This window comes from Stenotrophomonas sp. TWI819, assembly GCF_039673075.1.
Lineage (GTDB): Bacteria > Pseudomonadota > Gammaproteobacteria > Xanthomonadales > Xanthomonadaceae > Stenotrophomonas > Stenotrophomonas rhizophila_B.
The window spans coordinates 192,258-207,223 of sequence record NZ_JBDJKY010000003.1 but is presented as its reverse complement, the minus strand read 5'-3'; the positions used below and the strand labels follow the sequence as shown (position 1 = coordinate 207,223).

At 66.2% G+C, this 14,966-nt stretch carries 14 protein-coding genes; all 14 read left to right on the top strand.

From position 1 onward, the window contains the following. The first annotated feature begins 15 nt into the window (after positions 1 to 15). The 14 genes from rlmE (at position 16) to alaS (ending at position 14,964) form a co-directional block, all read left to right on the top strand. Positions 16 to 648, top strand: a complete 633-nt coding sequence (rlmE, locus tag ABE463_RS05720) for a 23S rRNA (uridine(2552)-2'-O)-methyltransferase RlmE (protein ID WP_123728908.1) — start codon at positions 16 to 18, stop codon at positions 646 to 648. Between the two features lie 53 nt (positions 649 to 701). After that, positions 702 to 2,645 (top strand): ATP-dependent zinc metalloprotease FtsH, encoded by a 1,944-nt coding sequence (gene ftsH / locus ABE463_RS05715; RefSeq protein WP_184997060.1) that lies wholly within the window; start codon positions 702 to 704, stop codon positions 2,643 to 2,645. Positions 2,646 to 2,745: 100 nt separating this feature from the next. Next, positions 2,746 to 2,931, top strand: a complete 186-nt coding sequence (locus ABE463_RS05710; protein WP_123728910.1) for a hypothetical protein — start codon at positions 2,746 to 2,748, stop codon at positions 2,929 to 2,931. 119 nt (positions 2,932 to 3,050) lie between these two features. Then, on the top strand, positions 3,051 to 3,542 hold the full coding sequence (locus ABE463_RS05705) for a hypothetical protein (RefSeq protein ID WP_346467513.1): 492 nt from the start codon (positions 3,051 to 3,053) through the stop codon (positions 3,540 to 3,542). Positions 3,543 to 3,599: 57 nt separating this feature from the next. Further along, the gene (gene folP, locus ABE463_RS05700) at positions 3,600 to 4,499 is read left to right on the top strand and encodes a dihydropteroate synthase (protein WP_346467512.1); all 900 of its coding nucleotides are present in this window, start codon (positions 3,600 to 3,602) and stop codon (positions 4,497 to 4,499) included. Next, on the top strand, positions 4,499 to 5,452 hold the full coding sequence (gene miaA, locus ABE463_RS05695; protein WP_346467511.1) for a tRNA (adenosine(37)-N6)-dimethylallyltransferase MiaA: 954 nt from the start codon (positions 4,499 to 4,501) through the stop codon (positions 5,450 to 5,452). The genes folP and miaA overlap by 1 nt, the downstream gene beginning before the upstream one ends. Positions 5,453 to 5,559: 107 nt before the next feature. Beyond that, a complete protein-coding gene (hfq, locus tag ABE463_RS05690) occupies positions 5,560 to 5,841 on the top strand; it encodes an RNA chaperone Hfq (protein WP_123728913.1) in 282 nt (93 codons plus the stop codon). A 26-nt stretch (positions 5,842 to 5,867) separates the two neighbouring features. After that, entirely contained in the window at positions 5,868 to 7,178 is a 1,311-nt protein-coding gene (hflX, locus tag ABE463_RS05685) for a ribosome rescue GTPase HflX (protein WP_259260294.1), read from the top strand. 84 nt (positions 7,179 to 7,262) lie between these two features. Then, positions 7,263 to 7,757, top strand: coding sequence for a CinA family protein (locus ABE463_RS05680; RefSeq protein WP_019183317.1), 495 nt, complete (start codon positions 7,263 to 7,265; stop codon positions 7,755 to 7,757). A 36-nt stretch (positions 7,758 to 7,793) separates the two neighbouring features. After that, positions 7,794 to 9,473 carry a 2-polyprenylphenol 6-hydroxylase gene (gene ubiB, locus ABE463_RS05675; RefSeq protein WP_346467510.1) on the top strand — a complete coding sequence of 560 codons (1,680 nt, stop codon included), beginning with the start codon at positions 7,794 to 7,796 and terminating at the stop codon, positions 9,471 to 9,473. A 237-nt stretch (positions 9,474 to 9,710) separates the two neighbouring features. After that, the gene (lexA, locus tag ABE463_RS05670) at positions 9,711 to 10,361 is read left to right on the top strand and encodes a transcriptional repressor LexA (RefSeq protein WP_121041795.1); all 651 of its coding nucleotides are present in this window, start codon (positions 9,711 to 9,713) and stop codon (positions 10,359 to 10,361) included. Between the two features lie 204 nt (positions 10,362 to 10,565). Then, positions 10,566 to 11,606: a recombinase RecA gene (recA, locus tag ABE463_RS05665; protein WP_123728917.1), complete on the top strand. Its 1,041-nt coding sequence runs from the start codon at positions 10,566 to 10,568 to the stop codon at positions 11,604 to 11,606. 110 nt (positions 11,607 to 11,716) lie between these two features. Continuing rightward, the gene (gene recX / locus ABE463_RS05660; protein ID WP_123728918.1) at positions 11,717 to 12,208 is read left to right on the top strand and encodes a recombination regulator RecX; all 492 of its coding nucleotides are present in this window, start codon (positions 11,717 to 11,719) and stop codon (positions 12,206 to 12,208) included. 107 nt (positions 12,209 to 12,315) lie between these two features. After that, positions 12,316 to 14,964 (top strand): alanine--tRNA ligase, encoded by a 2,649-nt coding sequence (gene alaS / locus ABE463_RS05655; protein WP_346467509.1) that lies wholly within the window; start codon positions 12,316 to 12,318, stop codon positions 14,962 to 14,964. Positions 14,965 to 14,966 lie beyond the last annotated feature (2 nt).

Here is a 14,966-nt window from a genome sequence, read left to right as displayed (position 1 = left end):
CCGACCCGCATCTCAATGGCAACCCGTAGCAAAAGCAGTCAACGCTGGTTGAAAGAGCACTTCGCCGACCCCTTCGTGAAGAAGGCCCAGGCCGAGGGCATGCGCTCGCGCGCGGCCTACAAGCTGGAGGAGTTGCTGCAGCGCGATCGGCTGCTGAAGCCGCACATGGTCGTGGTCGACCTGGGCGCCGCCCCGGGCGGCTGGTCACAGCAGGTCCGCCGCCAGATCGGGGATACCGGCCGGGTGCTGGCCCTGGACATCCTGGAGATGCCGCCGCTGGCCGGCGTGGAGTTCCTTCACGGTGACTTCAGGGAGCAAGCCGTCCTATCGGAGTTCGAAGCCATGGTGGGGGATCAGCCGGTAGACCTTGTGCTCTCGGATATGGCCCCCAATAAGAGTGGAATGGACGCGGTGGACCAACCGCGGATGATGCACCTGGCGGAGTTGGCGTTGGATTTTGCCGACAACCATCTCAAGCCCGGTGGCGCGTTCCTGATCAAGCTGTTCCAGGGCGTGGGCTTTGACGACTACGTGCGCGAAATGCGCCGCCGGTACGACAAAGTGGTGATCCGCAAGCCTGAAGCGTCCCGCAAGCGCTCGCCCGAGGTGTACGCCTTGGGGCAGGGAAAACGCGCGCAGATCAAGTAAGCTCAACCATACGAATCGCGTCAGGAATTAGAGGAACACCGGAGCCAATGAGGATGAACGACTTGACCAAGAACCTCCTGCTATGGGTGGTCGTCGCCGTCGTGCTGATGGTGGTCTTCCAGAGCTTCTCGCCAAAGAGCAGCGGAGCCGGCGCGCAGGGGGCGACGTACTCGCAGTTCCTGGACCAGGTGGACAGCGGCAACATCCAGAAAGTAGTGCTGGGCGAAATGCGCGGCGGTGCCAATGATGTGACCTACACCACCCGCAGCGGCCAGACCAGCACCATCACCGCGCCCTACGATCGCGACCTGATCAATGTGCTGCGCGGCAAGAAAGTGGAATTCGAGCAGGCGCCGCCTTCCAGCGGCATCTCGCTGGGTGCGATCCTGATGAACTTCCTCCCGGTGATCCTGATCATCGGCTTCTGGATCTTCATCATGCGCCAGATGCAGGGCGGTGGCGGCGGTGCCAAGGGCGCGATGTCCTTCGGCAAGTCGCGCGCCAAGCTGCAGGGCGAGGACCAGATCAAGGTCACCTTCGCCGACGTCGCCGGCTGCGACGAAGCCAAGGAAGAAGTCGGCGAGCTGGTCGACTTTCTGCGCGATCCGACCAAGTTCACCAAGCTGGGCGGCAAGATCCCCCGCGGCGTGCTGATGGTCGGCCCGCCGGGTACCGGCAAGACCCTGCTGGCCCGTGCGATCGCCGGTGAAGCCAAGGTCCCGTTCTTCTCGATCTCCGGTTCGGACTTCGTGGAAATGTTCGTCGGCGTCGGCGCAAGCCGCGTGCGTGACATGTTCGAGCAGGCCAAGAAGCAGGCGCCGTGCATCATCTTCATCGATGAAATCGACGCCGTCGGTCGCCACCGTGGCGCCGGTCTCGGCGGCGGCCATGACGAGCGCGAGCAGACCCTGAACCAGCTCCTGGTCGAAATGGATGGCTTCGAGGGAGGCGAGGGCGTGATCGTCATCGCTGCGACCAACCGTCCGGACGTGCTCGATCCGGCGCTGCTGCGCCCGGGCCGTTTCGACCGCCAGGTCGTGGTCGGCCTGCCGGACGTCAAGGGCCGCGAGCAGATCCTCAAGGTGCACATGCGCAAGCTGCCGCTGGCCGACGATGTCGAGCCGATGGTGATCGCGCGCGGTACCCCGGGGTTCTCCGGTGCGGACCTGGCCAACCTGGCCAACGAAGCGGCGCTGTTCGCGGCGCGTGGCGGTGAGAAGGAAGTCCGCATGGACCACTTCGATCGTGCCCGCGACAAGATCCTGATGGGTGCCGAGCGCCGTTCGATGGCGATGAGCGAAGAAGAAAAGACGCTCACCGCGTATCACGAAGCCGGTCACGCCATCGTCGGTCGCCTGGTGCCCGAGCACGATCCCGTCTACAAGGTCACCATCATCCCGCGCGGCCGTGCGCTGGGCGTGACGATGTACCTGCCGGAAGGCGACAAGTACTCGATGAACCGCGTGGCGATCGAATCACAGCTGTGCTCGCTGTACGGCGGCCGTGTTGCCGAAGAGCTGATCTTCGGCACCGACAAGGTCACCACGGGTGCCTCCAACGACATTGAGCGCGCCACCAAGATGGCCCGCAACATGGTCACCAAGTGGGGCCTGTCCGATGAGCTTGGCCCGATCGCCTACGGCGAAGAGGACGATGAAGTGTTCCTCGGTCGTTCGGTGACGCAGCACAAGAGCGTGTCCGACGACACTGCCCGCCGCATCGATGAAGTGGTCCGCAGCATCCTGGACAAGGCCTATGCCCGTACCACCGAGCTGCTGACCGCCAACCTGGACAAGCTGCACACGATGTCCCAGCTGCTGCTGCAGTACGAGACCATCGATGCGCCGCAGATCAACGCCGTGATGGAAGGCCGCGATCCGCCGCCGCCGATGGGCTGGGACAAGTCCGCCAGCAACAAGGATGGCGGCAACAACAACGACAAGGGCGGCGATGCCCGTCCCGTGTCGCCGATCGCCGGTCCCGCCGAGCAGATCTGAGTGTTGCCCACGTAAGTGACGAAGGCCGGGGAAACCCGGCCTTCGTCGTTTCCGGCAGGTCATAATGACGCTCCGTTTTCGTTCCTGTTCTGGAGTCGCCATGTCCGCACCCCCACCGCCGCCGGTCTCGCACACCACCGAAATGGTGATCGCCACGATCGTTGGCGTGGCCATCGGCCTGACCCGCGACAACTTCCTGCTCGGCGCCGGCATCGGCATCGCGGTCGGCGTGCTGATGAGCATCGCCAAGACCGTCTACGTGGAGCGCAAGCGCCGCCAGCGCTGAGTGCTTGCGCGCGCGGCCGGCAATGGGCACGATGCGCTTGCCCGCGCCGCATGCTGCGGTGGGGCATGGCCGGGGGATCGGCCGCCACACTTTCCAGGGGGATTTTCATGCGTCATTCGATGCGCGCAGCCGTTGCTGCGCTGCTGTGCTGTGCCACGCCGGTCATGGCGGCCGAGATCCACGTGCAGGATCCAGTGCCGTTCAATGAATCGGCGATCATCGCCGAGAACATCAAGGCCGAGTGCCGGATGGGCGCGCAGCTGGCGACCGCGCTGGGCAAGAGCGCCCCGGCCCATGGCAACACCATCGTCTTCGGCAGTGATCCGGTGAACACCGGCAGTGGACACGCGTTGAAGCTGGAGCTGTTGGAGGCGCAGAGCGCAGGCAATGCGTTCACCGGCCACTTCAAGTCGGCCGCCGTGCGCGGCGTGCTGTTCGAGAACGGCCAGCAGGTGGCCACGGTCACCGCACGCCGCGTGTCGCGCGGTGGCGCGTTTGCCGGCTTCAAGGGCTCCTGCGACGGGCTTGAACGCACCGTCAACGCGATCGGCAACGATCTGGCGATCTGGCTGGCCAAGCCGGTCGATGGGGCCCGCCTCGGCGACCTCTGACGGCCGGTCCGGTGCGCCAGCGTAAACTACGCGCTGGCGTACTTCGTGGATCTGCCCATGTTCGATATCTCCCCCCAGCTCGATTGCGGCGGCCGCCTGCTGCGGCTGGATCGCCCGCGGGTCATGGGCATCGTCAATGTCACCCCGGATTCGTTCTCCGACGGCGGTGACCACGACAGCGTCGAGGCCGCGGTCGCACACGGCCTGCAGCTGGTGGCCGAGGGCGCGGACCTGCTCGACATCGGCGGCGAATCGACCCGGCCAGGTAGTGCGCCGGTGCCGCTGGATGAAGAGCTGCGCCGGGTCATCCCGGTGATCGAGCGCCTGGCACGCAAAACCACCGTGCCGATCAGCATCGACACCTTCAAGCCCGAGGTGATGCGTGCCGCTGTCGCCGCCGGTGCCGGCCTGATCAATGACATCCAGGCGCTGCGCCGGCCCGGTGCGCTGGACGCCGCTGCCGACCTCGGCGTGCCGGTGGTGCTGATGCACATGCAGGGCGAGCCCGGCAGCATGCAGGACACCCCGCACTACGATGACGTGGTCGCCGAGGTGCATCGCTTCCTCACCGAGCGCATGTTCCAGGCCGAGATGGCCGGCGTTGCCAAGAAGCACCTGATCATCGATCTGGGCTTCGGGTTCGGCAAGACCACCGAACACAACATGATCCTGCTCGCACGCTCGGACCGCTTCCTCGAGCTGGGCGTGCCGATGCTGGCCGGCCTGTCGCGCAAGCGCAGCATCGGTGAACTGACCGGCCGTGAGCAGCCGCGTGATCGCGTGGCGGGTTCCGTCGCCGCGCACCTGATCGCCGCACAGCGTGGTGCGATGTTGCTGCGCGTGCACGATGTCGCCGCCACGGTCGACGCCTTGAAGGTGTGGGCCGCGGTCGATGCCGTGCCGATGCCGCGGGTGTCGGCGGCCCCGGCGATGCCGCGCTGGCCGGACGAGGACTGATGGCCGTCGATCAGCGCCCGCTGGCGATCGCCGTGATGGGCCCGACCGCCTCGGGCAAGACCGCCACCGCGATCGCGCTGGCCCAGCAGCTCGACGGCGAAATCGTCAGCGTCGATTCGGCCCTGGTCTACCGCGGGCTGGATATCGGCTCGGCCAAGCCCGATGCGGCCGAGCGCGCGCAGGCGCCGCACCATCTGCTCGATGTGCGCGACCCGTGGCAGACCTATTCGGCGGCGGAGTTCGCCAGCGACGCGGCACGGGCTGTGCGCGACATCATCGCGCGCGGTCGCACGCCCATTCTGGCCGGTGGCACCGGGTTGTATTTCCGCGCCCTGCTGCAGGGCCTGTCGCCGATGCCCGAAGCCGATCCGGCGGTGCGCGCACAGATTGCTGCCGAGGCGGCCGAGCAGGGCTGGGCGGCGATGCATGCCCAACTGGCCGGCATCGATCCGGCAGCGGCAAAGCGCATTCACGCAACCGACCCGCAGCGCATCCAGCGGGCGCTGGAAGTCCATCGGCTGACCGGCACCCCGATCAGCGAATGGCAGAAGCTGCCCGGCGTGGACCGGCTGCCGGTACGGGCGCTCAAAGTGATCCTCGCGCCGCGCGAGCGCACGGTGCTGCACCAGCGCATCGAAACCCGTTTCGACACGATGCTGGTCCACGGGTTCCTTGACGAAGTCCGCGCGCTGCGGGCCCTGCCGGCGATGGCCGAGGTGGCCGCGCCGCTGGATCTGCCGGCCGTGCGGGCAGTGGGCTACCGGCAGGCCTGGGAGTATCTGGACGGGCAGGGCACGGCCGAGGCCTTCCGTGAGCGCGGCATCCAGGCCACCCGCCAGCTCGCCAAGCGCCAGCTGACCTGGCTGCGCGGGGAGCTTGATGCGCGCTGGTTCGATCCCCATCTAGACAGGGCTTCCCTGGCGGATGCGGTGTCGACCTTCGTCGCACGCTGAGTCCACGCCTTCACCCGCCCACCCCGTGTACCATCAAGGGTTCCGGCGGGCGGCGGGGGCCGTGGCAACTGCCGGAAAACCATAAAAACAATAATGAGGAGTGTGCAATGTCCAAGGGGCAATCGCTGCAGGATCCGTTTCTGAATGCACTTCGGCGCGAACGTGTGCCGGTGTCGGTGTATCTGGTCAATGGCATCAAGCTGCAGGGGACGATTGAATCGTTCGACCAGTTCGTGGTGCTGCTGCGTAATACGGTGAGCCAGATGGTGTACAAGCACGCCATCTCGACCGTGGTGCCGGCGCGCAACGTGAAGGTCGGGCCCGGAGGTGGTTATGTGCAATCCAATGATGGCGCCGATGGCGTCCAAGGTGATGACGACGTTGAGTGACTGCGTGAAAAATTCTGGAGAACTGCGTGTTTGACCGTTCCAAGCGAGGCGAACACGCACTCCTGATCCAGCCGCATGCCGGCCGGCTCGAAGATGACGTGCTTGAAGAGTTCACCGATCTGGCCCGCTCCGCCGGGGCCAGCATCGCGGCCACGCTGACCGCGCGCATCGATCGGCCCAATCCGTCGATCCTGATCGGCAGCGGCAAGCTGGATGAGGTCAAGGCGGCGGCCGATGCCACCGGCGCCGACCTGATCCTGGTCAACCACGCGCTGTCGCCGGGGCAGGAGCGCAACCTGGAGCGGTTCCTGGAGCGGCGCGTGATCGACCGTACCGGGCTGATCCTGGACATCTTCGCCCAGCGTGCGCGCAGCCACGAAGGCAAGCTGCAGGTGGAGCTGGCGCAGCTGCGCCACATGTCCACGCGGCTGATCCGCGGCTGGACCCATCTGGAGCGCCAGCGCGGCGGTTCCATCGGCCTGCGCGGCCCGGGTGAAACCCAGCTGGAAACCGATCGCCGCCTGCTGCAGAAGCGGGTCGAGCAGCTGCAGAAGAAGCTGGAAAAGGTGGAAGTGCAGCGCACCCAGATGCGCCGTGCCCGCCTGCGCAGCGAGCTGCCGCGCGTGGCGCTGGTGGGCTACACCAACGCCGGCAAGTCGACCCTGTTCAATGCGTTGACCGGTGCCGAGGCCTACGCCGCGGACCAGTTGTTCGCCACGCTGGACCCGACCGTGCGCCGCATCGCACTGCCGGGCGGCAGCGTCGTGCTCGCTGACACCGTCGGCTTCGTGCGCGACCTGCCGCATGATCTGGTGGCCGCGTTCCGTTCGACGTTGTCCGAAGCCCGCGAAGCGGACTTCCTGCTGCATCTGGTCGATGCCGCCGATCCGCACCGCGAGGAGCGCATCGCACAGGTGGATGAAGTGCTGACCGCGATCGGCGCGGGCGATCTGCCGCAGTTGCTGGTGTTCAACAAGATCGACCGCATCGACGGGGCCGAAGTACGTCACGATGGCCAGGACGGCATCCCGGACAACGCGCGCCGCGAGCGGGTCTGGATTTCCGCCCGCGACAATGTCGGCCTGCCGCTGCTGCAGTCCGTCCTGGGCAAGCGCCTGGGCCTGCAGCACGTCAGCGGCGAGCTGCGGTTGCCGCCGAGTGCCGGCCGCCTGCGTTCGCGCCTGCATCAGCTGGAAGTTGTGCGCAGCGAAGCCACCGACGAAGACGGTTGGTTGCTCCAGGTCGAGATCCCGATCGCCGAGGCCGAGAAGCTGGCGGCCGGCGAGGGCGGCGAACCGATCCGCGCGATGCTCCCGGAGAAGCTTCCGGAGTGGTGAGGGGTGCGCCGGCAACACACGACATCCCCCGCGATTTCGGCTAAAACAGGGGGCGTTCGTCCCCCCGTTGATCCAGGATCCCCCATGACCGTTCCTTCCGACGCCGAGCTGGGCGCCCTTGCCAGTGACGTGGGCCAGCGCCTGCAGCAGGCCTCGCTGCAGCTGGTGACCGCCGAAAGCTGCAGTGGCGGCTGGATCGCCAAGGCGATGACGGATATCGCCGGCTCCTCGGCGTTCTTCGATTGCGGCATGGTGGTCTACAGCTACGAAGCCAAACAACGCCTGCTGGGCGTGCGTGCACAGACGCTGGAACAGTTCGGCGCCGTCAGCCGCGAGACCGTGCTGGAAATGGTCTCCGGTGCGCTGATCAATTCCGGTGCCGGCATCGCCGTGGCGGTGACCGGCATTGCCGGGCCGGGCGGCGGCAGCGAGGACAAACCGGTCGGCAGCGTCTGGATCGGCTGGAAAGGCCGTGGCGGCTATGCCCGTGCGCAATTGTTCCAGTTCGATGGCGACCGCGAAGCCATACGGCGGCAGACCGTGCAGCAGGCGCTGACGGGAATCTTCCCGCTGTTGTGACATCCTGACCGGGTGTGCTGACAGGAGAGTGGGCCGATGTGGGAAACGCTGGGTACCGTGCGTGACCTGGGGCGATTGCAGGAAATCGCGTCGGTCCTGATCCGCTATGGCTTCGGCGACCTCGTGCGCCGGATCGGCCTGGCCGATGTGCTCGAGCGTGCCGGTCGGCTGCTGCACTGGAACGACACCCAGCAGATGCTGCGGATGACCGCGCCGGTGCGCGTGCGCCGGGCGATGGAAGACCTGGGCCCCACCTTCGTCAAACTGGGCCAGGTGCTGGCCACCCGTGTGGATCTGTTCCCGCCGGATTGGATCGCCGAGTTCTCCGAACTGCAGAATGCCGTGCCTGCGCTGCCCTACGCACAGGTGCGTGATCAGCTCGAACGCGATCTGGGCGCACCGGCGACCGAGGTGTTCGCGTGGCTCGATGAAACGCCCATGGCCGCCGCCTCGCTGGCACAGGCGCATCGCGCAACGCTGCATGACGGCACCGCCGTGGTGCTGAAGATCCGTCGTCCGGGCATCCGCGAGGTGATCGAAGCCGACCTGCGGCTGCTGGCGCGGCTGGCTGAAATCGTCGAAGCGCGCTTGCCCGACATGCAGCGCTACCGCCCGGCCGAGGTGGTACAGCAGTTCCAGGTGTCACTGCGTCGGGAGTTGGATTTTGCCGCCGAATGCCGCAATGCCGAGCGCATCGCGCGCAACTTCGAGGGCCGCGATGACATCCTGATTCCCAACGTGCACTGGCAGTGGACGTGCGAAAGCCTCAACGTGCAGGACTTCGTCGACGGCATCCCCGGCCGCGATCTGACCGGTGTCGATGCGGCCGGTCTTGACCGCGTGCGGCTGGCCCGCACCGGGGCGCGCATCGTGCTGAAGATGGTGCTGGAGGACGGCTGCTTCCACGCCGATCCGCACCCCGGCAATATCATCTACCTGCGTGACGGCCGCATCGGCGTGATCGATTTCGGCATGGTCGGGGCGATCTCCGAGCAGCGCCGTTTCCAGGTCGCCCAGCTCCTGCATGGTCTGGTCACCCAGGAGCCGGAGCAGGTGGCCGACGTGCTGCTGGACTGGGCCGGTGGCGTGGAGGTGGACGAGTCCCGGCTGCAGCAGGACATCAGCACCTTCGTGGACCAGTACAGCGGGGTGCCGCTGAAAGACCTGCACATGGGCCTGATGCTGGGCAACATCACCCAGCTGCTGCGCCAGTACGCGCTGACCCTGCCGGCCGATCTGGCGCTGATGATCAAGACCTTCCTCACCCTGGAAGGCATGGGCCGCCAGCTCGACCCGCAGTTCGACATGGCCAGTGCCGCGCGTCCGTATCTGGAGCGGGTGATGTGGCAGCGCTACTCGCCCGGCGCGATGCTCAAGCGCGGCAAGCGCAGCCTGGTCGGGGTGATGGATCTGGTCGGCGACCTGCCGCGCGACGTGCGTAGGCTGCTGCAGATGGCGCGCCGCGGCCGGCTCCAGCTCAAGATCGAAACCACTGCGCTGCAGGGTTTCGGCGACCAGGTCAACCGTGCCGCCAACCGGCTGGTCATGGGTATCGTGACCGCCGCGCTGATCATCGGCTCCTCGATCGTCATGCACAGCGTCGGCGGCATCTCCAGCCGCTGGTTGCTTGCGCTCGGCGTGGCCGGCTTCATCGGTGCCGGCTTCTGTGGCGTGTGGATCCTGTTCTCGATCTGGCGCAGCGGCAAGAACCCATAGGGTTCCTGCCGCTGGGATCCGAAGGATCCCCGGAATCTCCCGCGTAAGCGGGGGATTCCGTGCAGGTCCGACCGTTGGTCGGACGCCATTGCCGCGCGTTCGCGCGGTCACCGACCAACGGTCGGTGGCGACAGGCATTGCTGGAGGCTTCGACCGCTGCCGGACAGCCCTTCCTTTATGGGCTCTTTCTCTGCGGGCACTTGCGTGCCTGCATCGTTAGTAGTAATACTACTAACCATGGACCTGACCGATACCCAGCAGGCGATCCTGCAGTTGATCGCCGAGCGTATAGAGACCGATGGCGCACCGCCGTCGCAGACGGAAATCGCCCGTGCGTTCGGCTTCAAGGGCGTCCGCGCAGCCCAGTACCATCTGGAAGCGCTGGAGCAGGCCGGGGCGATCCGTCGCATCCCGGGCCAGGCCCGCGGCATCCGGCTGGTCCAGGCACCGGCGCTGCAGAACGGCCTGCCCGAATCGCTGCCCGCCTCGGCGCTGCCGGACCACGTCCTGCGCCTGCCGGTGCTGGGCCGGGTCGCGGCCGGCCTGCCGATCGGCGCGGATATCGGCTCGGACGACTTCGTGGTGCTCGACCGGGTGTTCTTCTCGCCCGCGCCGGACTACCTGCTGAAAGTGCAGGGCGACTCGATGATCGACGAGGGCATCTTCGACGGCGACCTGATCGGTGTGCACCGCACCCGCGACGCGCGCTCCGGGCAGATCGTGGTGGCCCGCATCGATGACGAGATCACGGTCAAGCTGCTGAAGATGGGCAAGGACCGGATCCGCCTGCTGCCGCGCAACCCCGATTACAAACCGATCGAAGTGCTGCCCGACCAGGACTTCGCCATCGAAGGCCTCTATTGCGGGTTGCTGCGGCCCAACCGCTGACCCTGTTCCCCCTTGAATCACGCGCGGTCTTTTGTGGCACATCTCTGGTTTTGCTGAGGTTGGTACGGATGTCCGATAATTTTTTTCCGAACGCCGGGCAGAATCTCAGCCCGTGCGATACGCCAGCCTTAAAGTGAACCCATGGCCAAGAAGACTTCCAAAGACAGCACCTCCACCGATACGACCTCTGCAAGGACCACTCCGATGGACGAAAACAAAAAGCGCGCCCTCACCGCCGCGCTGAGCCAGATCGAAAAGCAGTTCGGCAAGGGCGCCGTGATGCGCATGGGCGACCGTGTCGTCGAAGCGGTCGAGGTCATCCCCACCGGTTCGCTGATGCTGGATATCGCTCTCGGTATCGGTGGCCTGCCCAAGGGTCGTGTCGTGGAGATCTACGGTCCGGAATCCTCGGGCAAAACCACCCTGACCCTGCAGGCGATCGCCGAATGCCAGAAGAAGGGCGGCACTGCGGCCTTCATCGATGCCGAGCACGCGCTGGATCCGATCTACGCCGCCAAGCTGGGCGTCAACGTGGACGACCTGCTGCTCTCGCAGCCCGATACCGGTGAGCAGGCGCTGGAAATCGCCGACATGCTGGTGCGCTCCAGCTCGGTGGACATCGTGGTGGTCGACTCGGTCGCCGCGCTGACCCCCAAGGCCGAAATCGAAGGCGAAATGGGCGACCAGCTGCCGGGCCTGCAGGCCCGTCTGATGAGCCAGGCGCTGCGCAAGCTGACCGGCAACATCAAGCGCTCCAACACCCTGGTGGTCTTCATCAACCAGCTGCGCCACAAGATCGGCGTGATGATGCCGGGCCAGAGCCCGGAAGTGACCACCGGCGGCAACGCGCTGAAGTTCTACGCCTCGGTCCGCCTGGACATCCGCCGCATCGGCGCGATCAAGAAGGGTGACGAGATCATCGGCAACCAGACCAAGATCAAGGTCGTCAAGAACAAGCTGGCGCCCCCGTTCAAGCAGGTCATCACGGAGATCCTGTACGGCGAAGGCATCAGCCGCGAAGGCGAGCTGATCGACATGGGCGTGGAAGCCAAGCTGGTCGAGAAGGCTGGCGCCTGGTACAGCTACGGCGAAGAACGCATCGGCCAGGGCAAGGACAACGCCCGCGGCTATCTGCGCGACAACCCGCAGATTGCCCAGCGTCTGGAAGCCGAGCTGCGCGAGAAGTTCCAGCCGGAAGAAGCCGTGCGTGAAGGCGGCGACGAGGCTGAAGACGACGCCGAGTGAGTTTCCTGCGGGGCAGGGCAGCGCCGTCAGTGACGCTCGCCCTGGCCTGCAGTTTCAAGAATCCCCGACGGGATGGCGCCAAGGACGGCGCACTGTAATGGACCGCTGCCATGCAAGACTCCGAAGCCCCCGCACCCCGGCGCAAGCGCCGTGTCCAGGAACAGACGCCGGTCCAGCGGGCGTTGGGGCTGCTGGTGCGCCGCGAACACTCGCGTAAAGAGCTGACCCGCAAACTGCAGGCCCGCGGCATCGAGAACGAGGCCGCCGAAGCTGCGGTCAGCAAGCTGGCCGAGGCCGGCTGGCAGGATGACACCCGCTTTGCCGAGAATCTGGTCCGGATCCGGGCCAACACCGGCTATGGGCCGATCCACATCCGCGCCGAACTGGGCACGCATGGCCTGGACAGCGACCAGATCGCTGCCGCCATGGACACCTTCGAAGGTGATTGGACCGAGAATGCCCGCGACCTGGTCTGCCGCCGTTTTGGCGAGGCCGGCCCGCAGGAACTGCCTGCACGGCGCAAAGCCGCCGATCTTCTGGCCCGCCGGGGGTTCCCCGGCGACAGCATCCGCCAGGCCACCCGTTACGACCCTGAGGACTGAGCGGCCCGGGCCTGATACCCTTTGTGGTTTCGGCGGTCCTGCAATTGACACCCGGCCATTGGGGCTGCGTGCCAGGGACTGACCGGCCCGCACAAAGCCAGCCCCCCATGAACGCATCCGTCAAATTCACTACCTCCCAGATCCGCAGCGATTTCCTTGAGTTCTTCAAGGGCAAAGGCCACACGATCGTGCCGTCGGCGCCGCTGGTGCCGGGCAATGATCCGACCCTGCTGTTCACCAACTCCGGCATGGTGCAGTTCAAGGACGTGTTCCTTGGCGCCGAGAAGCGCAGCTACGTGCGCGCGGCCGACGTCCAGCGCTGCCTGCGCGCCGGTGGCAAGCACAACGATCTGGACCAGGTCGGTTACACCGCGCGCCACCACACCTTCTTCGAGATGCTGGGCAACTGGTCGTTCGGCGATTACTTCAAGAAGGACGCCATCGCCTGGGCCTGGGAGCTGCTGACCCAGGTCTGGAAGCTGCCGGCCGAGCGCCTGCTGGTCACCGTGTATCAGACCGATGACGAAGCCTACGCGCTGTGGCGCGACATGATCGGCATTCCGGAAGAGCGGATCGTGCGCATCGGCGACAACAAGGGGGCACCGTTCGCGTCGGACAACTTCTGGCAGATGGCCGAGACCGGCCCGTGCGGCCCGTGTACCGAGATCTTCTATGACCATGGCGACCATATCGCCGGTGGTCCGCCGGGCTCGCCGGATGAAGACGGTGATCGCTTCATCGAGATCTGGAACCTGGTCTTCATGCAGTTCGACCGCCAGCCCGATGGCACGCTGGTGCCGCTGCCGGCGCCGTGCGTGGATACCGGCATGGGCTTGGAGCGTCTGGCCGCGATCCTGCAGCACGTCCACACCAATTACGAAATCGACCTGTTCCAGGCGCTGATCCGCAAGGCCAGCGAACTGACCGGCATGGCCGATCTGGAGAACAAGTCGCTGCGCGTGATCGCCGATCACATCCGCGCCTGCTCGTTCCTGATCGTCGATGGCGTACTGCCATCCAACGAAGGCCGCGGCTACGTGCTGCGCCGGATCATCCGCCGCGCCCTGCGCCATGGCTGGATGCTCGGTGTTCGCCAGCCGTTCTTCAGCAAGCTGGTGCCGACGCTGGTCGAGCAGATGGGCGTGGCCTATCCGGAATTGCCGGCGCAGGTCGACACGGTTGTGCGCGCCCTGCAGGCCGAAGAAGAGCGTTTCGCGGAAACGCTGGATTCGGGCATGAAGATTTTCGACGACGTGGCCGCAAAGGTGAGCAACGGCGTGATCCCGGGCGCGGATGCGTTCCGTCTGTACGACACCTACGGCTTCCCGGTCGATCTGACGGCCGATATCGCCCGCGAACGCGATATGACGGTGGACATGGTCGCCTTCAACGCCGCGATGGACACCCAGCGCGAGACCGCGCGCGCGGCCGGCAAGTTCGGCGGCGGCGTGACCCTGTCGGCCGATCTGGTCGCCACGCTCAAGCCGACCGTGTTCCTCGGGTATGACCGCCTGCAGGCCGACGACCTTACCGTGGTCGCCATCCTCAAGGACGGCCGCCCGGTGGAGAGCGCTCAGACTGGCGATGACGTCATCGTGCTGACCAACCAGACCCCGTTCTACGCCGAGTCCGGCGGCCAGGTCGGTGACAACGGCACGTTGTCCGGCGCGGGCGTGCAGGTGGACATCAGCGACACCCAGAAGTTCGCGGGCCAGTTCCACGGCCACGTGGGCAAGCTCACGGCGGGCAGCCTGAAGGTCGGCGATGTGCTGTCCGGCCAGGTCGATGGCCAGCGCCGTGGCGCGACCATCCTCAACCACTCGGCCACCCACCTGCTGCATGCCGCCCTGCGCGAAGTGCTGGGCACCCACGTGCAGCAGAAGGGTTCGCTGGTCGCGCCTGATCGCCTGCGCTTCGATTTCTCGCACTTCGCGCCGATCAGCGCCGAGGACCTGGCGATCATCGAACGCAAGGTCAACGAGCAGGTGCGTGCCAACAACGCCGCTGAAGTCCACAACATGGGCATGCAGGAAGCGCTCGACTTCGGCGCGATGGCGCTGTTCGGCGAGAAGTACGGCGAGCACGTGCGCGTGCTGAAGATGGGCGATTACTCCACCGAACTGTGTGGCGGTACGCATGTGTCGCGCACTGGCGATATCGGCCTGTTCAAGATCACCTCCGAAGGCGGCGTGTCCTCGGGCGTGCGTCGTATCGAAGCGGTGACCGGGCAGGGCGCGTTGGATTACGTGGCCCACGAAGAAGCGCAGCTGGGCGAAGCCGCTGCACTGCTTGGCGGCAATGCCGGCGACGTGGTCGACAAGATCCGCCAGCTGGGCGAGCGCCAGAAGAAGCTCGAGCGTGAGCTGGAATCGCTGAAGGCCAAGCAGGCTGCCGGTGCGACTGCCGATCTCGGTGGCGCCGCCGTCGAGGTCAACGGCATCAAGATCCTGGCCGCGCGCCTGGAAGGCTTCGATGCCAAGGCGCTGCGTGAAGCGATCGACCGCCTCAAGCAGCAGTTCGGCGATGCGGTGATCGTGCTGGCCGGTACCCAGGACGGCAAGGCGGCCCTGGTCGCGGGCGTGAACGGCAGCGCAATGGGCAAGGTCAAGGCCGGGGAACTGTTGGCCCATATCGCCAGTCAGATCGGGGGCAAGGGCGGCGGCCGCCCGGACCTCGCCCAGGGTGGTGGTGAGGACGGGCCCGCCCTTGCTTCTGCACTGGCCGCGGTCGTCGACTGGGTCACCCCCCGTATCTGAAC